18 protein-coding genes are annotated in these 20,288 nt (G+C 48.1%); 12 read left to right on the forward strand and 6 right to left on the reverse strand.

Annotated elements, in window-relative coordinates:
* Nucleotides 1-51 precede the first annotated feature (51 nt).
* Together D1627_RS04480 and D1627_RS04485 are read left to right on the forward strand one after the other, a co-directional pair.
* On the forward strand, nucleotides 52-561 hold the full coding sequence (locus tag D1627_RS04480) for a NuoI/complex I 23 kDa subunit family protein (RefSeq protein WP_233555508.1): 510 nt from the start codon (nucleotides 52-54) through the stop codon (nucleotides 559-561).
* Between the two features lie 4 nt (nucleotides 562-565).
* Nucleotides 566-1,084 (forward strand): NADH-quinone oxidoreductase subunit J family protein, encoded by a 519-nt coding sequence (locus tag D1627_RS04485; RefSeq protein WP_119430973.1) that lies wholly within the window; start codon nucleotides 566-568, stop codon nucleotides 1,082-1,084.
* A 72-nt stretch (nucleotides 1,085-1,156) separates the two neighbouring features.
* Here the strand turns inward: D1627_RS04485 and D1627_RS04490 are convergent, their stop codons facing one another.
* Complete coding sequence (locus tag D1627_RS04490; protein ID WP_119430974.1) at nucleotides 1,157-2,197, reverse strand: DUF6929 family protein; 1,041 nt, start codon at nucleotides 2,195-2,197, stop codon at nucleotides 1,157-1,159.
* 255 nt (nucleotides 2,198-2,452) lie between these two features.
* Here D1627_RS04490 and nuoK point away from each other — a divergent pair, with 255 nt between their 5' ends.
* The 6 genes from nuoK to D1627_RS04520 all read left to right on the forward strand — a co-directional run bounded on the left by nuoK (nucleotide 2,453) and on the right by D1627_RS04520 (nucleotide 10,702).
* Nucleotides 2,453-2,782: an NADH-quinone oxidoreductase subunit NuoK gene (gene nuoK / locus D1627_RS04495; RefSeq protein WP_119430975.1), complete on the forward strand. Its 330-nt coding sequence runs from the start codon at nucleotides 2,453-2,455 to the stop codon at nucleotides 2,780-2,782.
* 37 nt (nucleotides 2,783-2,819) lie between these two features.
* Nucleotides 2,820-4,784, forward strand: a complete 1,965-nt coding sequence (gene nuoL, locus D1627_RS04500) for an NADH-quinone oxidoreductase subunit L (protein WP_119430976.1) — start codon at nucleotides 2,820-2,822, stop codon at nucleotides 4,782-4,784.
* 12 nt (nucleotides 4,785-4,796) lie between these two features.
* Nucleotides 4,797-6,248: a complex I subunit 4 family protein gene (locus D1627_RS04505; RefSeq protein ID WP_119430977.1), complete on the forward strand. Its 1,452-nt coding sequence runs from the start codon at nucleotides 4,797-4,799 to the stop codon at nucleotides 6,246-6,248.
* Nucleotides 6,249-6,288: 40 nt separating this feature from the next.
* Nucleotides 6,289-7,677, forward strand: a complete 1,389-nt coding sequence (locus D1627_RS04510) for an NADH-quinone oxidoreductase subunit N (protein WP_119430978.1) — start codon at nucleotides 6,289-6,291, stop codon at nucleotides 7,675-7,677.
* Nucleotides 7,678-7,789: 112 nt separating this feature from the next.
* Nucleotides 7,790-8,884, forward strand: coding sequence for a helix-turn-helix domain-containing protein (locus D1627_RS04515; RefSeq protein ID WP_158607142.1), 1,095 nt, complete (start codon nucleotides 7,790-7,792; stop codon nucleotides 8,882-8,884).
* A 75-nt stretch (nucleotides 8,885-8,959) separates the two neighbouring features.
* The gene (locus tag D1627_RS04520; protein ID WP_119430980.1) at nucleotides 8,960-10,702 is read left to right on the forward strand and encodes an alpha/beta hydrolase; all 1,743 of its coding nucleotides are present in this window, start codon (nucleotides 8,960-8,962) and stop codon (nucleotides 10,700-10,702) included.
* A gap of 284 nt (nucleotides 10,703-10,986) precedes the next feature.
* Here D1627_RS04520 and aspS read toward each other — a convergent pair whose 3' ends face one another.
* Nucleotides 10,987-12,747, reverse strand: coding sequence for an aspartate--tRNA ligase (gene aspS / locus D1627_RS04525; RefSeq protein ID WP_119430981.1), 1,761 nt, complete (start codon nucleotides 12,745-12,747; stop codon nucleotides 10,987-10,989).
* 124 nt (nucleotides 12,748-12,871) lie between these two features.
* Complete coding sequence (locus tag D1627_RS04530) at nucleotides 12,872-13,747, reverse strand: glycerophosphodiester phosphodiesterase (RefSeq protein WP_119430982.1); 876 nt, start codon at nucleotides 13,745-13,747, stop codon at nucleotides 12,872-12,874.
* Nucleotides 13,748-13,850: 103 nt separating this feature from the next.
* On the opposite strand from D1627_RS04530, the gene D1627_RS04535 reads away from it, so the two are divergent.
* Entirely contained in the window at nucleotides 13,851-15,482 is a 1,632-nt protein-coding gene (locus tag D1627_RS04535) for a glycosyltransferase family 39 protein (RefSeq protein ID WP_119430983.1), read from the forward strand.
* A 39-nt stretch (nucleotides 15,483-15,521) separates the two neighbouring features.
* Here the strand turns inward: D1627_RS04535 and D1627_RS04540 are convergent, their stop codons facing one another.
* On the reverse strand, nucleotides 15,522-15,917 hold the full coding sequence (locus tag D1627_RS04540) for a GtrA family protein (protein ID WP_119430984.1): 396 nt from the start codon (nucleotides 15,915-15,917) through the stop codon (nucleotides 15,522-15,524).
* Between the two features lie 399 nt (nucleotides 15,918-16,316).
* A complete protein-coding gene (locus tag D1627_RS04545; RefSeq protein ID WP_119430985.1) occupies nucleotides 16,317-16,751 on the reverse strand; it encodes a hypothetical protein in 435 nt (144 codons plus the stop codon).
* Nucleotides 16,752-17,019: 268 nt separating this feature from the next.
* Between D1627_RS04545 and D1627_RS04550 the strand changes: the two genes are divergently transcribed.
* The 3 genes from D1627_RS04550 to D1627_RS04560 all read left to right on the forward strand — a co-directional run bounded on the left by D1627_RS04550 (nucleotide 17,020) and on the right by D1627_RS04560 (nucleotide 18,842).
* The gene (locus tag D1627_RS04550) at nucleotides 17,020-17,574 is read left to right on the forward strand and encodes a hypothetical protein (protein ID WP_119430986.1); all 555 of its coding nucleotides are present in this window, start codon (nucleotides 17,020-17,022) and stop codon (nucleotides 17,572-17,574) included.
* Between the two features lie 126 nt (nucleotides 17,575-17,700).
* Nucleotides 17,701-18,156 (forward strand): nucleoside deaminase, encoded by a 456-nt coding sequence (locus tag D1627_RS04555; RefSeq protein WP_233555509.1) that lies wholly within the window; start codon nucleotides 17,701-17,703, stop codon nucleotides 18,154-18,156.
* A gap of 77 nt (nucleotides 18,157-18,233) precedes the next feature.
* Nucleotides 18,234-18,842 (forward strand): superoxide dismutase, encoded by a 609-nt coding sequence (locus D1627_RS04560; protein ID WP_119430987.1) that lies wholly within the window; start codon nucleotides 18,234-18,236, stop codon nucleotides 18,840-18,842.
* Between the two features lie 147 nt (nucleotides 18,843-18,989).
* Here D1627_RS04560 and D1627_RS04565 read toward each other — a convergent pair whose 3' ends face one another.
* Nucleotides 18,990-20,156 (reverse strand): hypothetical protein, encoded by a 1,167-nt coding sequence (locus D1627_RS04565; protein WP_119430988.1) that lies wholly within the window; start codon nucleotides 20,154-20,156, stop codon nucleotides 18,990-18,992.
* Nucleotides 20,157-20,288 lie beyond the last annotated feature (132 nt).

Below are 20,288 nucleotides of genomic sequence, written 5' to 3' on the forward strand. Positions count from 1 at the left end.
GAACGGCTGCCGAGATTTATACTTTGGCGGCTTTCATAACGGAGACAAGACATGGAGCCATTATCTAATAGAAGCAAGAAACTTGAGAAAAAGGAGATGACGTTCTCGGAGAGAATGTACCTTCCTGCTATTTTTCAGGGTCTTTCTATCACTATAAAACACTTCTTCAGAAAGAAAGCCACGGTGCAGTACCCTGAGCAAACGCGCGAGCGCAGCTCGGTATGGCGTGGCCTGCACGTGCTGAAGCGCGATGATGAAGGACGTGAGCGCTGCACAGCCTGCGGGCTTTGCGCAGTAGCCTGCCCTGCCGAGGCCATCACTATGACAGCCGGCGAGCGCAAAGTAGGCGAAGAGCACCTTTACCGCGAGGAGAAGTATGCGGTTACCTACGAGGTGAACATGCTGCGCTGCATCTTCTGCGGCCTTTGCGAGGAAGCCTGTCCGAAAGCGGCCATCTTCCTTCAGGACGATAAGATTGCCCCGGCACGCTACGAGCGCGATGAATTTATCTATGGCAAAGACCGCCTGGTTGAGCCGCTTAAAACCACTGAAACGAAATAAACCGATGACCGAGAGTCTGTTCTATTTTCTTGCTTCGCTGACGCTGCTTTGCGCCCTGATGGTAGTAATCGCCAAAAACCCGGTGCATAGTGTGCTGTTTCTGATCATAACCTTCTTCACCATCTCCGGACACTACATCTTGTTAAATGCCCAGTTTTTAGCGGCAGTTAACATTATCGTATACGCTGGCGCCATCATGGTTCTTTTCCTGTTCGTGATCATGTTCCTCAATATCAGTAAGGAATCTGAACATAAGGTAAAGACATCGACCTTGAGCAAATTTGCTGGTACCATTGCCGGTGGCCTTTTGTTTGTAGTTCTGATTGCTGCCCTGAAAGACACTGGCGTTACAGGTTACTCACCAGATACTTATAACTCACAGGTCGGTATGGTTGAAAACCTCGGTCAGGTGCTGTTTACACAATATCTGCTGCCTTTTGAGTTAGCCTCTGTGCTGTTTCTGGTAGCGATGGTGGGAGCCGTAATGCTTGGCAAGAAAGAAACCGGCGAGCAGCACTTTTAAGCGATTCGCTATATTTTAATAAAAGACCAGGGCCACGGGATCTATACTCCCGTGGCCCTGGTCTTTTATACATTACTCTATTACTAACTGCACCTGCAGCAGTTCCGAGTGCCCCTGATCATCGTCAGACAAGACAATGACTTTATACTTGCCCGGCTCCTGCCCCTCGAAAACCACCAACGACTCTGCCTTGCCAACATAGCCTGTCCCGTTCGGGTTATTGAGTGCAAGGGTGGGTACTGCAAGTGGTTTAGCCGGGTTGGTGGCGTAAGGCAGCGCATTAAGGTCTATCATGCCAATATAGCTGCCCAGCACCTCGCCATCTTCCACCGCAGAAGGCGAATCTTCCACAGAGGCTGTGAAAAATAGCTTATCGCCAACCGTGTAGGCCCCTGAAAAACCGGCCTGCTTCTGCCCGAGTTTAGGCAAATCAAAATGATACAGGGCTGCAGCTGGAAGGTCACCGTCATACATCAAAAAGCGTTTAAAGGCATTTGTATCGAACCGAATGAGCGTATTGCCGTTAATCCCCAGGGGCCGCTGCAGCAAGTACGTATAAACCCCGTCCATCGCCATTCCCTCCAGGTTAAGCTGCCCATTGGTTTCCAGTTTGAGCACACGTTTCAGGAAAGTATAAAGCCGCGATAAGTCAAGTGGTGTAACGGCCATATTCTCCGACAGGTTAATAAGGTATGCTCTGTTTCGAGCGGTTGAGGCGCCTGAGCCAGCTAGGAGTAGCATTTCATCGCGCCCATACTTAAAGTAAGCCATACTTTCCAGGTCGGGCTTGGAGGCTTTGGGTAAACGCCCGCCATTTATCCCACTGGAGTCTACTGAGAGCACATACTTCTTGACAACCTGGAATGATTCATTCAATTGAAAAAGGTACGGAGAATCATCGCCTAATACATATAAACCAGAGGAAGTGTACTCGGCACCGGAAGCCGAGGGCAATTGTTCATAAAACATTTTGGCTGTTGTAGTACCTGTGAGTTTGATCTGTTGGAGCCGCTCGGCCGCGTCAGAAGCAGCGCGATTAGGAGTTTTCCCAGATTTGCAGGCCTGCAAAGCCGCAAGCAGGAGCATCAGGTACAGAATGTATGGTAACTTCATGCGCGAATGGTTGTGATTTCCATAGCTACGCAAACACTTGCCAAAAGTATAAACCGTCCGCAAAAACAACGGCAGTAAACCATAATACTGTTAAAACATAAAAAATAGGCAATACACTATAAAAACCATGTACTAAGTGCTTGCCTGGCCGGAAGAAGAATGGAAATATGTTATGGTTTTTACAAAAATGAGGATAACTTTGCGACTTGATTTTTGGATCGTAATTTAAGAGTAGTACGTTCAGTTACATAGAAAATGAACAACATACCTGAGGTCATCAGAACCATTCCTTTAGACTATTATCTCTTTTTCAGCGCGGCTCTTTTCGTGATCGGTGTGATTGGTGTGCTTACGCGCCGCAACGCCATTGTGATCTTTATGTGCGTGGAGTTAATGCTGAATGCCGTAAACCTGCTCCTTACTGCCCTCTCGGCATACCGTGCCGATGCGAACGCGCAGGTGTTTGTGTTCTTCATTATGGCGGTGGCGGCCGCAGAAGTATGCGTAGGCCTGGCAATTATCGTGATGACTTACCGCAACATCCGCTCAACTGATGTTCAACTGCTTAATTACCTGAAATGGTAATCGCCTCTAACGCTGAATAGCTTAAACCCTTATACAGATGCAAGAAATTGTAATGCCGATTAACAACCAGGGGATGGCACTGCTTTGTCTGCTTATTCCGTTGCTGCCGCTGGCCGGCTTTATCGTAAACGGACTGGGCAACAAAAAAATTGCTAAAGGCCTGGTAAGCTTTATTGGTTGCAGCACTGTGCTGGCCTCGTTCCTTATCACGGTTTATCTCTTCCTCGATTTCACGGCTAACGGAAGCCAAGCCTATACTGTGGACTTCTATAACTGGATCTCGGTAGGCGATATGCGTATTGGCTTCTCATTCCTGATAGACCAACTCACGCTGCTGATGATGCTGATGGTGACAGGTATCGGATTCTTCATCCACCTATACTCGGCCGGCTACATGAGCCACGATGAGAACTTCGGTAAGTTCTTCGCTTTCATCAACCTGTTCATGTTCTCGATGCTGCTGCTGGTGATGGGCTCTAACTACGTGATGATGTTTGTGGGCTGGGAAGGCGTAGGACTTTGCTCTTACCTGCTCATTGGCTTCTGGAACAAAAACACTAGCTACAACAATGCCGCTAAGAAAGCCTTCGTGATGAACCGTATCGGTGACTTGGGCTTCCTCCTTGGTATTTTCCTGATTTTTATCACGTTTGGCTCGGTATCATACCCGCAGGTGTTTGCCGAGGCGGCACAGTATACTGGCGGCATCGATTCAACGGTGATGATCGCCATTACCCTGCTACTGTTTGTAGGTGCTATGGGTAAAAGTGCACAATTACCATTATTCACCTGGTTACCTGATGCGATGGCTGGCCCTACGCCGGTTTCAGCGCTGATTCACGCCGCAACCATGGTAACAGCGGGTATCTACATGGTGCTTCGCTCAAACGTGTTGTATGCATTGGCGCCAACTACGCTGGAAGTAATTGCCATTGTTGGTGTGGCTACAGCCGTATTGGCTGCTTCTATCGGCCTGGCGCAAAACGATATCAAGAAGGTACTCGCTTACTCTACCGTATCGCAGCTGGGTTATATGTTCCTGGCGCTTGGTGTGATGGCCTTCTCTTCTTCCATTTTCCACGTGTTAACGCACGCTTTCTTTAAGGCGCTTCTGTTCCTGGGTGCCGGTTCGGTTATCCACGCCATGAGCAACGAGCAGGACATCCGCAGCATGGGTGGCCTGAGAAAATACCTTCCAATTACCTTTGTTACCTTCCTGATCGGTACACTGGCAATTGCCGGTATCCCGCCGTTTGCTGGTTTCTTCTCTAAAGATGAGTTGCTGGCGCATGTATGGGAGCACAACAAACTGCTTTGGGGCTTAGGCATGCTGGCCTCGTTCATGACCTCGTTCTATATGTTCCGTTTGGTATTCCTGACCTTCTTCGGAACGTTCAGAGGCACCGAGGCACAGAAGAGCCACCTGCACGAGTCGCCAATGTCTATGACTATTCCGCTGATCGTGCTGGCCATACTATCTACCGTTGGCGGTTTCCTTGGGATTCCGGCTGTGTTTGGCGAGGGTAACCATATCCTACAAAACTACCTAGCTCCGATTTACAGCTATGCCGAAATCGCGAATGCTGCAGCAGTAGCACCGCTTCACTTGGACCATGCTACGGAATGGATGCTGATGGGACTGTCGGTAGCCGTGGCAGTGGTAGCTGCCATAATTGCTTATGTGATGTATGTGAGCAAAAAGTCGGTACCGGTGGCAGAAGGCACAAAGCTCTCTCCTATCCATAACCTCATTTACAACAAATATTACATCGACGAGCTATATGACACCGTCATCGTTCGTCCGTTGATGTGGATGTCCTCCAGTTTCCACCGTGTGCTGGATGTAGTGGTAGTTGATGGCATTGTGAATGGCTTTGGCAAACTAACGATGCTGAGCGGGCGCACACTGCGTTACGCGCAAAGCGGTGCCATCGGGTTTTACCTGCTGGTGATGGTTTTCAGCATTGTTCTCATTCTATTTTTAAACTTCTTTATCGGATAAGGTTCTTAGCAGATGATTACAGCTCTTTTACTTTTCTGGCCTGCCTTAGCTGCACTTCTGGTGCTGCTCATAAAAGGACAGGGTGCCAAGAAAGTGGCTTTTGTAGCAGCGCTCGTAGAGTTTGCGTTGTCACTTTTTGCCCTCTCTGAATTTAACACGCAAAGTGGTGCCATGCAGCAAACGCTCAGCTTCCCGTGGGTAGCCAGCGCCGGCATTAACTTCAGTATCGGTATGGATGGCATCAGCCTTCTGATGGTGCTGCTGACCACGTTCCTTATTCCGTTGATCGTACTTTCATCTTTTAAGCACGATTACAAGAACCCGAACGTTTTTTACGCGCTTGTGCTGTTTATGCAGACTGGCCTGATCGGTGTTTTTGTAGCGATGGATGCCTTCCTGTTTTACTTCTTCTGGGAAGTGGCCCTAATTCCGGTATACTTTATCGCTGCCGTTTGGGGAGGCGCTAACCGCATCCGCGTTACATTTAAGTTCTTTGTATACACCATCTTTGGCTCGCTGTTTATGCTGGCCGCGTTCATCTACTTATACCTGCAAACGCCAGGTAGCCATACTTCCGATGTGAACGCTTTTTACCAACTGACACTCTCCAGCGAATCGCAGAGTTGGATATTTTGGTTCCTGTTTATTGCATTCGCTATTAAAATGCCGATTTTCCCGTTCCATACCTGGCAACCGGATACCTATACAGAGTCTCCGGCACAGGCTACCATGCTGCTTTCCGGTATCATGCTTAAAATGGGTATCTACGGTGTGCTGCGTTGGTTGCTGCCTGTGGTGCCTTTCGGGGTGAGCCAATGGGATGAGCTGGTTCTTATACTTTCAATCATCGGTATTGTGTACGCCTCTATCATTGCCATCCGCCAGCGCGACCTGAAGCGCTTGGTGGCTTACTCTTCCATCGCGCACGTTGGCCTTATCGCTGCGGGTATCTTCACCCTGAACGAGCAAGGTTTGCAGGGCGGCGTTATCCAGATGCTGAGCCACGGTATTAACGTGGTTGGTCTGTTCTTCATCATAGACATCATTTTTAGCCGCACACAAACCAGGGAGATTACAAGCCTTGGCGGTATTACTCAAAATACACCGGCGCTTTCGATCTACTTCATGATTTTGCTATTAGGCTCTGTGGCTCTGCCGCTTACTAATGGCTTTGTGGGTGAATTCCTGCTGCTTTCGGGTGTTTTCCAGTACAACGGTTGGTTTGGCGCTGTTGCCGGCCTTACCATCATACTTGGTGCGGTGTATATGCTGCGCATGTTCCAGGGCGTGATGTTTGGTACAAAATCCGAACTGACGGAGAACTTCTCTGACCTAAGCTTGAACGAAAAGGCTGTCCTGATTCCGTTAGTGGTGATGGTGTTTTGGATTGGTTTGTTCCCGAACACGTTCCTGAGCATTTCTGAGCCTGCGGTACATAACCTGCTAAGCATCATCAACCGCTAGCAGTTAAAAAGATAAACGAGTTTTACAGAAATACGACGACATGATATCGATCATACTTCTATCTGTTTTCGGCATCATCAACCTGTTTGTAGGGTTTATGAAGTCAAAGCGAATTTTACTGCCGCTGGCGCTGCTTTTCTTAGCAGTGGTATTCGGCGTAAACCTTTTCAGCTGGAACGATACGCAGAGTTACTTCAACAATATGCTCACCATCGATAACTATGCGGTGGCTTTTACGGGCATTATGACACTTTCTACCTTGCTGCTGCTACCTTTTTCGCAGCGCTACGTGGATACCGAAGACTCAAACCTGGCAGAGTATTACTCTTTGCTCCTGTTTGCGCTGGTTGGTACCATTATGATGGTGAGCTACGAGAACCTGCTCATGCTTTTCATAGGTATTGAGATTCTATCTATTGCCATGTATGTGTTGGCCGGTAGCGATAAACGCAGCCTGCGCTCCAACGAAGCCTCTTTAAAGTACTTCCTGATGGGAGCTTTCTTTACAGGGATCATGCTGTTTGGCATCGTGATGATTTACGGTGCCACGGGGACTTTCAACATAACTGAAATTGGTGCTGCAGAAGTAGCGACTGACGGTGTGCTGAACACCATGTTTATACTTGGCCTTTTACTGTTGGTAATAGGTATTTCATTCAAGATTTCGGCTGCGCCGTTCCATTTCTGGACACCAGACGTGTACGATGGTACTCCTACTTTCTTCACGGCATTTATGTCTACTATTGTAAAAACGGCTGGTGTAGCTGCCTTTTACAAGTTGATGGATGCTGCTTTTGCGAGCACCTACGCTTATGCCGCGTGGTTCCCTACCCTGGTTGCTATTACTGTACTAACGCTGATTGTTGGTAATATTGGCGCAGTGGTACAAACAAGTATGAAGCGAATGCTGGCTTACTCAAGCATTTCGCATGCAGGTTACCTACTAATAGCGCTTGTTGCCTTCAATGATAAATCGGAGTCTTCAATCCTATTTTATTCGTTTGCTTACTCAGCTGCATCTATTGCGGCGTTTGGTGTCCTTAAGATGGTAGCCGACCAACGTGGCTCAGAGGAGTATGCCGCTTTTAATGGATTGGGCAAAACCAACCCGCTTCTGGCTTTCGCCATGACGGTTTCGATGCTGTCGCTGGCCGGAATCCCGCTTACAGCAGGCTTCTTCGGCAAGTTCTTTATCTTTACCTCTATCCTTCAAAATCCAGATATGTTATGGTTGGTTATTGTGGCTATAGTGCTTGCCGCCGTTGGTATTTACTATTACCTGCGCGTGGTTATCGCTATGTACATGCAGCCTACTACCGACACTGAAGCAGTACGTGTTGGTAGCTTCGCATCCTTCACGCTGATAGCGATCACAATACTTACTATACTTTTGGGCATTGCCCCGGCTTTAGTAAGCGATCTAATATAGACTTCAACAGAGATTAAAACGAAAAAGGGCTGCCTCTGAAGGCAGCCCTTTTTCGTTTTAGCACTACTCTACTACGCGTAAAATGCTTATCTTAAAAAGCAAAGGCGCACGCATGCATTTTACATTTAATATTTTCCTATTAATCTTCTCATTTGGCTTATTACAGGCATTTCTGCTAAGCGTAGTTTTGCTGGCTAAACGCAACCGCCCACGCCATAGTTTGTACTTCGCATTGTTGTTGCTGGTATTCTCACTGGCATCCCTTAAAATCATACTCCAGGAGGTTGCGCCGGAAGTACTGCAGGCATTTCCGGCGCCGCTACTCTATCAGTTTGCCTCAGGGCCACTGTTATACTTGTTCGCACGCGAATTACTGTTTAAGGAGGCAACAAGGCTGCGCAACATATGGCTGCACTTTATACCTGCCCTGCTGTTTGATGTTCTGTACCGGGTAGGCTTTAGCTGGTTTGGCTATCAGAACAGTAATAGCGCCATACAGCTGCTGAACTTTGCCACGAATATAGCCGCTGTGTTAAGCTGCCTGATTTATCTTGGGTTGTCTGCTAGGCTGTACAAACAATTCAGGCCTATCACAAAAAGCCAACAACAAATAGCCTTATGGATGAAGCGCTTGCTACTGGCTGATGCCCTTTCAACGTTAGCAGCCATACTTTATATAGCATTAACTATATATAACGGAGGGTTTATGTTTGGAGGGGTGAGAACATACTATGTTTCCTATGCCGCCCTTACGCTGTATATATACTTTCTGGGCTGGATGTGCTATGCTTTGCCGCACATCAGGGTACTAAAGCCAACCAAAAAGGATATTCACCAGTATGCAGCGCCACATGTAAAGACGATAAGGGATGAGATTGATACCCTAATGCATAAAGAAAAACTATATCAGGACCCGGACCTGAACCTGAACTTGCTGGCAGATAAAATTCGCTTGCCGCCAAGGGAGCTATCTGAAATGCTGAATCAGCAGTTCGGCGAGAACTTTAACAGCTTCGTGAACAGATACCGTGTGATGAGCTTTATAGAGATGCTAAAGCAGAATGATGCTAACCTGTATACTATTGAGGGGCTTGCTTTAGAAGCAGGCTTTAAGTCGAAAGCATCTTTTTACCGGGCCTTCAAAAAGGAAACGGGCCACACACCTTTGCAGTATGTTGAGATTCTACAAAAAAACCTGGTTAAATGAGTGTCATTATCAGAATCTGAAACGCTGAGAAATCTATCTTAAGCCATATTTGAGGCATAGCAAATATCGCCTGATATGAAACACTTACTTTTTTTCATTTGTAGCATACTGTTTTTGCTCCAGTTCTCGAGCACCTTTGCCACACAAACTACCGGCAGGCTAACTGTAAGCGGTACTATAAAACACCCTACTGTAGATTCTGTATTTCTGGATGGCCGTGCTGCTGCCTTAGATGCCGAAGGCAACTTCAGCTTTGCCTTGCAGCTAGACCAGCCACGCTACCTCACTCTCAAAATAAAACACCACCAGGTGAGCATTTATGCTGAGCCGGGAAAACCCGTTACGCTGACTTTTGATGAGCAAGCCCCGAAGGCCTCATTAAAATTTAAAGGCCCAAACTCAGCCATCAACACCTTCCTACAGAACCAAAAGGCTGTAAGCGATCGCTTTAATGCATACTTCAATCAAAGTATAAATACATACTTAACTAAATTACCTGAGCAGGCGTTTGTGCACCAGATGGATTCTCTGAAAGCCACTTTCCTGGATCCTCTTAATCCGCTCCGCATTAAGCATCCGAACTTTGCCACAGCCTACGAAACTGAGATAACGCTCATGTTTTTGTCGTTTTTAGCGGATTACCCCCTGCTCCACCTGAAAAACACAGGCGAATCTGTATGCCTTTCTGAAGCATCACAAGCAAAGTTAAATGCCATTGATGTTAATAACCCGGAGCTTTTCAAGTATGAGGGCTTCCAGCGCTATCTGAAAAATTTCCTGTATAGGCAGATTAACCAAGAGCTAAAGACACATAATTACACAACCAGCGACAACCAGCGGCTTGATGCCGGTTTTGCCATTATTCCTGAACTGTTCCGCACGCAGGAAGTGCTAGACGAGGTTTTGTATACTTTTCTGCTAAACCATATAGAGAACTTAGGCATTAAGAACATTGCCAATAGTATTGTCCGTTTTGAGGCGCTGTGCAAAAATGACCAATACCTGCAAGATATTAGATCGCGCTATGAGCGTGAACTATCCGCAAGGCAGGATCACCTTATTTTGCCGTACAAAACTATACGGGGTTATACCTTAGACGCTCATATCTTTTTACCCGACACGCTTGCCCCAAATAAGCAGTATCCGGCCATAGCGATGTTCCATGGCGGCAGCTTTTTTGAGGGCAAGCCAGACTGGTTTTTTGCTTCATGCAGGGAGTACGCCCGCAAGGGATGGGTAGCAGTAGCCGTTGAATACAGCGTAGCCGACCGGCACGGTAACCTTCTGCCAGAAGCCATCGCGGACGGTAAGTCATTGGTGCGCTACCTCCGCGAAAACGCCGCCAAGTTACAGGTCGATCCTTCCAGAATAATGGTTACCGGAAATTCGGCTGGTGCAACCATTGCGCTGGCCTTAGCTACCATTGGTGAGGTGCTAGATGAACCGACGGAGAACCTCAAAATAAGCTCAACGCCCAACGCCATTATGGCAAATGCAGCCTTAGCAGATCTAACTGAAACGGGCCATTACTGGTGGCATAAGCACTACACCGATAAGTACATTGCATCCGTTTCACCGCTGCACCAGGTAAGGGCCGGGCTGCCTCCTATGCTTCTGCTGCATGGCACAAACGATACAAGCGTAGACATGGCATCGGTTAAGGAATTCGTCCAAGTATCCAGTGCCTTAAGTAATAGTTGCGTCTTTGTACCTCTGAATGGTGCCCCGCACATGATCTGGCGCATACCATATTTTGCTAATCAGATTGAGCAGCAAAGGCAGAGTTTCATCAAAAGCCTCGGTTGGCTCAACAACTAGATGTGTAGCGTGCATAGCCATATTCACAGTTTTTACTAAGCCAAAGCATAAAACCTGTAAATCGAAGCCCTGGCGTTACACATGCAGCTATCAACACCGGTTATCCACATATCCACATTGTTATGGGAATTTATGCTTTTAACCGTGGATAAAGGCCAATTTTATACTTGAATCCACATGGTTATCCACATTATTGACAGATAGAAGTATGAATTGGGGATAAATAAGAAGTCCTGCCACTGAAAACCAGTAGCAGGACTTGCTGTATCTTGTATAAGCAGATGTTACCCTTTCGGCAGGTTTTTCATACTTATGTGTAATTCATCAAGTTGCGCATCCGCAATTGGGGCTGGTGCATCAATCATCACATCGCGCCCAGAGTTGTTTTTCGGGAAGGCAATGTAATCACGGATAGAGTCTGAACCACCGAAGAGCGAGCACAGCCTGTCGAAACCGAAGGCAATACCACCGTGCGGCGGTGCGCCATACTCAAAAGCGCTCATCAGGAAGCCAAATTGGGCTTCAGCCTCTGCTTGAGAGAAGCCAAGCAAACGGAACATCTGCTCCTGCAGGCTACGGTCGTGAATACGGATAGACCCCCCGCCTACTTCCACGCCATTGATCACCATATCATATGCATTCGCTCGGATATCGCCAGGGCGATCATCGATAAGTTCTACATCCTCCGGCTTCGGCGACGTGAACGGGTGGTGCATGGCATGGTAACGCTTGCTTTCGTCGTCCCATTCCAGCAGCGGAAAATCAACCACCCAAAGTGGCGAGAACACATTTTTATCGCGCAGGCCAAGGCGTGAGCCCATCTCTAAGCGCAGCTCGTTCAGGGCTTTGCGGGTTCTGTCTGCATCGCCGGCAAGTATAAGTATAAGATCTCCTGGCTTTGCATTGAAAGCGGTTGCCCACGCTTGCAGGTCTTCGGCGGTATAGAATTTATCAACTGATGATTTTATACTTCCGTCTTCGTTCACACGGGCATACACCAAGCCAGTGGCACCAATTTGCGGGCGCTTCACAAAGTCAGTCAACTCATCGAGCTGCTTGCGGGTATAGCTGGCTGCGTTTTCAGCACAGATACCTACCACCAGTTCCGCATCATCAAACACCTTGAAGCCTTTGTTCTTAGCCATTGGGTTAAGCTCTACAAAACGCATGTCGAAGCGCGTGTCCGGTTTATCGGAGCCATAATACTTCATGGCATCGGCGTAGGTCATGCGCGGCAACTTCTCAATTTTTACTCCTTTCACTGTATCGAACAGGTGCCTGATAAAGCCTTCGAATGTATTCAGGATGTCTTCCTGGCTCACGAAAGACATTTCGCAGTCTATTTGGGTGAACTCCGGCTGGCGATCGGCGCGCAGGTCTTCGTCGCGGAAGCACTTCACGATCTGGAAATACTTATCGAAGCCAGATACCATAAGCAGCTGCTTAAACGTTTGCGGCGACTGCGGCAGGGCGTAAAACTCACCGGCGTTCATGCGGCTAGGCACAACAAAGTCGCGGGCACCTTCTGGCGTGGATTTGATCAGGTAGGGCGTTTCCACCTCTATAAAGTTACGGCCATCCAGGTAGGCGCGGGTTTCGCGCATCATGCGGTGGCGCAGCTCCAGGTTGCGGCGCACCGGGGCACGGCGAAGGTCCAGGTAGCGGTACTTCATGCGCAGGTCGTCGCCGCCGTCGGTCTCATCCTCAATCATAAAAGGAGGCAGTTTGGCTGCGTTTAGCACTTCCAGGTTCGTAACGCGCAGTTCTATGCCGCCCGTCGGGATCTTATCGTTCTTTGATTCCCGCTCTACTACTTTGCCAGTTGCTTTAATCACATACTCGCGCCCCAGGTCTCTGGCCTGCTCCAGAAGGCTGGCAGGGGTTTGCCCTTCCTCAAAAGAAAGCTGTGTAATGCCGTATCGGTCGCGCAGGTCTATCCACAGCATGCCGCCCTTATCGCGGAGGCGCTGTACCCATCCTGTTAATATTACCTCTTCGCCAACGTTATCCAGGCGAAGCTCGCCGCAAGTATGTGTTCGGAACATAGTATGATGTACTGTATAGTTTATTGCAAATGTAATAATCTTATAGGTCGTTTACTTTATCAGGTGCAAAGATGTTGGTAAACGAACGCGTAAAGGGTTTAGCCTGGTTTGTTCTTTACTGCGTTTAATCCAGCATGTTGCGGGCAGCGGCTACGTTGTTTGTTTGTATCGCGTCAGGCTTCATGTTTATCATGCGGGCAATGCGTGAGCGCGATTTGCCTCCAAACAGCGCCACTTGCAACCCCTGTTCCTTTGATTTAGCTACCAACTCAGCAGTAGCGTCTTTGCCATCTACACAAACCCCGCCCAGGTTATACTTTAGCGCTTCCTGCAATGTCAGCTCAAAATCGCCAGATGCATCCAGCATAAGGAGTGCTGCCGGCTCCACCTCCCGGAAGGCAAGCAGAAAGTCCGGATTAGGGGAGATGAACACCAGTTTTTGCAGCGGGTAGTTATACTTGCGCAGCATGGCCATCAGGGTTTGGGCATAGTATAAATGGCGCTCAGGGTTTTGGTTGCGCAGGTCTATGTGCAAGTAAGGTAGCTCCGGGTATGTGGCCAGGCGTTGCAGCAAAGCCTCTAAGGTGATAATTTCCTCATCTTGAAACAGATTGTAGAAAAATCCCCCATCATACTTTAGGCCCACTACCTCGGATGCGGCACGATCTTCAATCAAACCGGAGCCTGAAGTCATACTTTCCAGCGCGGTGTCGTGGTAAAGAACAAGAACACCATCTTTGCTAAGCTGAACATCCACTTCCAGGCCATCGGCACCATGCGCTTCCATCGCCTTTACTATAGAAGCCATGCTGTTAGCAGGAAGCGGGTTAAAAGGATTCATTGGCGATAAAAAGCCTGAGCCTGCGTGCCCCAAAACCAAAACGCCTTTATATTCTATTTTGTCGTGGCGGTAAAGGAGCCACCCACCCACTGCTATGGCCAGCACAGCGAAAAAAAGCGCAGGTAAAGCTATTTTCCGCGAAACGCGTCGCTTCGACATCTGATGTAAATGAGCCAATCTAGTAATTCCTTAATTAAACAACGAAGGTAACACAGAATCTTTATAATTACCCTTAAATTTGCAGCCCGACAACACAAGTCTCATGCAAAGCACCTCACAATCAACAGTCGCTAAAGCCTTCACTGCCGATGCCGCCACCCTCGGGCAACCCCAGGAACGCTACCTCATTCCGGTTTCGGTGATCCTCTTTATTGCCCTGGGCGTACGTTTGCTAGCGGCATTTTTTTCCAAAGGTTTTGCCTTCAGCGATGATCATTTTGATGTGATAACCATTGCGCAAGGTTGGCTGGACGGCCTGCCGATGTGGCTGAACGAGCCCATGCCACCGCGCCACAGTATGTTTTACGCGCTCATTCATTATGCCATTTTCTACGTGCTGGAAGCTCTCGGAATTTTCAGTCCGGAGGTTAAGATGACGGTTGTTCGGTTGGTACACGCCTTGTATTCTTTGCTGGTGGTATACTTTGGCTATAAACTTACGGAGCGGCTCTCGAACAAAGCCAACGCCCGCCTGGTTGGCCTGATGCTGGCGTTGGTGTGGTTTATGCCGTTTATGAGTGTGCGCAATCTGGTTGAGATGGTTTGCATCCCGCCTTACCTGGCGGCTTTTTACCTGATGGTTAAAAAGGAGCAGGCTAGCCGCAAGCGCGTTATGCCATACTTTTGGGCGGGTGCCTTGTTTGCGCTGGCATTTGTGTTCCGGTACCATACGGTGCTTTTCGGGGCCGGTGCAGGCCTGGTGCTGCTTTACAAGCGGCAGTGGCGCGAGGCAGTGGCGGTGCTGCTGGGCTTTATCATAACGGCCTTCCTCATCCAGGGCACTATTGATATTGTTTTCTTCGATTACCCATTTCATTCTATAGTAGCTTACTTCCTATACAACACCGAGAATGCCGAGAATTTCACCACGGGCCCGGTATACCGCTTTGCCCTAACCATACTTGGCTTCTTAGTGCCGCCCATCAGCGCGTTTCTAGTAGTAGGGTATGCAAAAACCGCGAAGCTGGCACCCAAACTTTTCTGGGGCGGGTTGATCTTTTTTGTGGCCCATTCCCTTTTCCCGAATAAGCAGGAGCGTTTTATACTTCCGCTGCTCCCTTTAATAATGATTTTGGGCGTGATTGGCTGGCAGCAGTTCGTACGCAATTCTGGTTTTTGGCACAAACGCCGCAAGCTGCTGGCCGTTAGCTGGGGATTTTTCTGGGTGCTGAACCTGCTGGCCACCGTGGGCATGGCCTTTACTTACACCAAAAAAAGCCGCGTGGCACCATTGGTATACCTCTCCGAAAAACCGAATCTGGATGCCCTGGTGCTGGAGTTCGGAAACCATAGCGTTAAAAAACCGCCGCTGTTTTACCTGGGCCGCATGAGCGCCGTGCACGAGGATTACCTGAAGGATGAACACCTGGTTTGGCAGGATTACCATACACGCCAAAAGCAACTCCCTGCTAATTTTGCGATGGTTTATACTTTGAACGAGGATAAAACACCGGCAGAACTGCAAGAGCAACTCGCCGGCTCAACCTATAAACCGGACTACGTGGTGGTTGTCGGCACCGATGATTTGGAGGAGCGTTTGGGCCGCCTGCACCAGCTTTTCCCTAACCTCAAATTAGACCACACCATCACGCCCTCGCTGTATGACCAGCTTCTGCACCTGCTTAACCCACGCGTGCACAAAGATGAGCGCGTGCAGATTTACGAGATTCTTTGAGGCTTCTGGTAAGTATAAAGTATGGCCCGGTTGGGCAAGTCAGCCCGTAAAAGTATAGAGGTAGTTAATAGAGAAGTTCCAGAAGAAGACCAGGACAATGGCGCAAAACTTGGCAATGTAAAAATTTAGCCGCAGCCTATCGGTAAGCAAGTATATGATAAGGTTGTTGAGCAGCAGCCCAATCAGCGCTACGATCAGGAACTTCGAGAACTGCCAGCCTATTTCCGGGTCTGAGCTATGGAAGGTCCAGATGCGGTTGAGGTAGTAGTTACTGGCACTGGCCAACAAAAACCCCAGACTGTTGGCAACATACTTGTTCCAGCGCAGCACTTCCTTAGCCAGAAACGTTACTCCAAAATCCAGCACCAGGCCCGAAAAGCCTACTACTCCAAACTTGAAGAATTTGAAAAAAAGATTCTGAAAACTGTCTGACATCCGGTCTATACATTCGACCTGCATATTTGCTGCAACACAGGCGCTACAAAAGTAATAGACTTAGCGCAGGCAACCAACACCCTGTTTTGCGCATCATTAGTCTAAGCAGCAGTAAAACACCTTGGCAACCACTTGTTTGTCGACGAAATAGCGCTGTTTGTATAAACTATTTTGAAATACGCTTTATGTTATATAACTATAGATAAACGTTGTGCGCTTGCCTCAGTAGCACTCTAATACTTTCTGAGTAACAAAGGCTTGCCCACGTACTCCTGAAAATAAACAACTAAAACACAAGCAGCTTTAAGGCAATGTTTAAGGTGAGATATAGACAAACCGCCTGAAAAGCAAAAAGCCATACCTGAAAAGGTATGGCTTACTTGTATGTGGTTATCTGCTCTAGCTGAAGAAGCCGCCAAGGCCTTTGCTCAGTTTGTCTTTCAGGCCGCCGCCTACCAGGCTACCCAATAAATCGGTTTGGCTTACCTCGCCGCTGCTTACCTTGCTGCCCAGCTTTTGCATGATAAAGTTTATGGCAAATGGCGCCACCTGCTTGGCTATACTCTCCGGAATGCCCAAACGCGTTGTCAGGTCCGATACATATTTATTGATGACGCTGTTCACGGCATTACTCTCGCCAGGGGCCTTGCTCCCCTTCAGCACATCCATCAGGCCGCCGAAATCTCCACTGGTAGCACGGTTCTTCAACTCACCCATTAGGTTGTCCTTTGCCAGATCTACAGATTTATTGGCTGTGTCTGGTTGCAGTTGGTACTTGTTCTGCAGTTCTCCGGTTAGCTGGCCTTTCAGGTTGTTAATCAAATTCTCAATCATTGTTCTTTTTTGTTATAGTTGATTAGGCTGATTCTATACTTCCGGCAATGCCAGAGATTATTAGTGTACTATTAGGCTGACAAACGTGGCTTGCGCTACCGGCGCCACGGCTCGTGCCTAATAAGTATAACGCAGGTAGCGGAGTATAAGATTTTTCAATTTTGTTCGTTACCATCGTTCAGAAACAGACTTGATTGGCAGAGTTATTGCACGAAAACCACAAGCAGCCTTTTACACATTTTTTTTTAGCTTTGCCGACACTTTACCCATGAACATGCGATACATTGCCTTTTTAGCCATCATTTTTATAGCCGGAGTTGCCTTTGCCCAGACCAAACTGAAGAAAACGCAGGTCAGCAAGGAGGTAAGCGTTATGCTGCCGCAGGATTTTATGCCGATGCCCGACGACGGCATTGCCCGTAAGTACCCTGCCTCTACCAAGCCGCTTGCTGTGTACACCAGCCCCAATGGCCAGATAGACTTTAGCATAACGCAGAAGCCATCGCAGTTTAAGGAAGAAGACCTGGATATGCTCCGCGAGTTTTACAAGGCAAACCTACTAGAGACTTTCACACAGGTAGATTTTATCCGCCAGGAGGTAACGCAGGTGAAAGGCAAGAAATACCTGGTGTTTGAGTTTGTGAGCAAGCTGGCCGATGAGCGCGGCACTACTAACTTGGCACCGGTGCAGAAGTATAGCATCATGCAGTATACCATTAAAGGCGACCAGTTATACATTTTTACCATGCATGTGCCGTTTATACTTAAGAACGAGTGGCAAGACACAGCCCGCGAGATCATGGGCTCTATCAATATCAAATAAACACTACTACCTAACTATCTACTACAGAAAAGCCCCGCCTCTTGGTGGGGCTTTTTTATGCTTTGGGCTAGGCTGTGCCTCTGGCACTTGCTTGCATTTTAGCGGCTGCATAGCCATCTTTACTATATGGCTACAGATTTTCTATCAATCCACAGCGACGAGCATTTTATGCAGCAGGCCTACAAGCAGGCACAGTATGCTTTTGAAGAGGGCGAGATCCCGATTGGAGCCGTGGTGGTTACCAACAACCGCATTATTGCCAGGGCCTACAACCAAACCGAAAAGCTGAACGACGTAACGGCCCACGCCGAGATGCTGGCTCTTACCGCAGCCGCCGAGTACCTGGGCAACAAGTACTTGCAAGACTGCACCCTGTATGTTACCGTGGAGCCCTGCGTTATGTGCGCCGGGGCCAGTTACTGGGCACAGCTAAAGCGGGTGGTTTTTGGAACATCTGAGCCCAAGCGCGGTTATAGACGTGTGGGAAACCTGCTGCACCCCAAAACCGAAATGGTGAGCGGTATTATGGCGCAGGAGTGTGCCGAGCTGATGGGGGCCTTCTTTGCAGCTAAAAGAAATTAACTAACTTTGGTACGACGACGTACATTTGTGACGAGTGCACAAACGTAATTTTTTCAACATAAAATATATATAAAACTATGGCTTTCGAACTTCCGAAACTACCTTATGCCTACGACGCACTGGAGCCGCACATCGATGCGCGCACCATGGAGATCCACCATACAAAACACCACCAGGCTTACACTGATAACCTGAACAAAGCCATTGCCGGCACCGAGCTGGAGGGCAAGTCTATCGAGGAGATCATGCGCAGCGTGAAAGAAGATAACAAGGCTGTTCGTAACAACGGTGGTGGCTACTACAACCACAACCTGTTCTGGACGATCCTTTCGCCGAACGGCGGCGGCCAGCCTTCCGGCGAACTGGCAGAGGCAATTGATGCTGCTTTCGGTTCTTTTGATGCGATGAAGGAGAAATTCAATGCTGCCGCGGCTACGCGTTTCGGTTCAGGCTGGGCCTGGCTTTGCGTAAAAGACGGCAAGCTGGAAATTTGCTCTACTCCAAACCAGGATAACACCCTGATGCCTTTCGCAGAGGGTTGCGGCGGTCAGCCAATCCTTGGACTGGACGTATGGGAGCACGCGTACTACCTGAACTACCAAAATCGTCGCCCGGACTACATCAGCGCGTTCTGGAACGTAGTGAACTGGGAAGAAGTAACGAAACGCTTCAACGAGGCAAAGTAGTCTTTTTTAGACGCTAGATATTAGGCGTTAGATTTTAGACTAACCCTCCTATAAAAAAATCCCCGCCAGCAATGGCGGGGATTTTTTGTTTCTTAAACCTGGAATGCAAATTTTAAACTTGTAACTGCTGTCGCTTTAGGAGTAAGTCTATTCAAAAGCTTTGTAACGCACTAAGGTATACTTCACAGTTACTGGCACCATAGCTCGCAAGCGGCTCTGGCTGCCGTCTGTTATAAACTGATCAACAGGTATGGCTCGCTCGCCTACGGCATCAAACTCATTCTTATCATAAACCTGCACCAGACTCTTTTTATTTCGGTAGAAAGGCAGCAATGTCGCAGACTTAGCTTTCCTGTCCGGGACTTCCATTAGCCAGCGTGGCCTGCCATCTACAAGCGTAACCGGTGGGTGCACTACCTGTATATCCACAAGCCCCTTCTTAGCCCCAATAGTTACAGGGTTTATGCCATCAGAAGTTAGTGCAACAGGTGAATTGCCCGCTACACAGCTACACGTTGTAACCTGATCTATAGTAAGGGCATCTACGTTTGCGTCATGTAAGTAAGCACCTAACCGCTTATACTTATCCCGCTCTTTTTCCAAAATATGATCATACCCAACATACCCTAAAACTTTAGCCTTAGGGTTTGCTTTCATTGTGGCCAATAAGTTTACTGCCTGCAGCGAATCGCGGTAATTAGAGCGTGCCATCGGATCAGCTATTTCTTTTTCCTGGCTGCTCCTGATCTCATGCCCTACAACTGTAAACCCTCTGGCAATAGCAGCTCGGATAAAGTTAGCAAACGTAGGCTCCTTAGTATAAAAACCCGATGAGGAGACAGGATACTTACGGCTGTTGATAGTAGTGTCTTCTTCTGATAAAGCCTCCAGAGAAAGTATAGTATAACCAGCGGCATAAAGAGAATCTAAGAGCATGGCTGCAAAAGCCCGATGTGCCGGCACATGATGTGCCTCGTTGATAAGAACTAATGATGCGTTTCTGGCTTTTGGCATAATTACATCCAATGGGTCTGCCAGTTGCACATTACTTGCCAAGCCCTTATCAAGCAAAAAGCTGTTCTTTGCGCTGTCTTGAATGCCAACAAAGGAGCTATAGGTTGCTAGCGCCTGCTCATACGCCCATTTGTCAAACGAAGCCTCGTTATCCTTTAAATATTCTAGCGGAGCCACATAGTTCAAGTTTCCTTTTTCATCTGTCAGGCGTTCATGAGCACCTGAAAAAGGCGACTGCTGCGCCACAGTAGCTGCCGGAAAAGCTATAAGGCAGATGAGATATGCAAAGTATGTTTTCATTTCTGAGATAGTTTGGATTTGCTTTATTGAATATAGTATACTTCAAACATATTCCAAAAACCTACTCATACTCTTTAACTTAAGTAAACTTACAACAACTGTAAACCAAACGTAACTTATCCAAATAAACCC

This window comes from Pontibacter oryzae (assembly GCF_003576375.1).
Lineage (GTDB): Bacteria > Bacteroidota > Bacteroidia > Cytophagales > Hymenobacteraceae > Pontibacter > Pontibacter oryzae.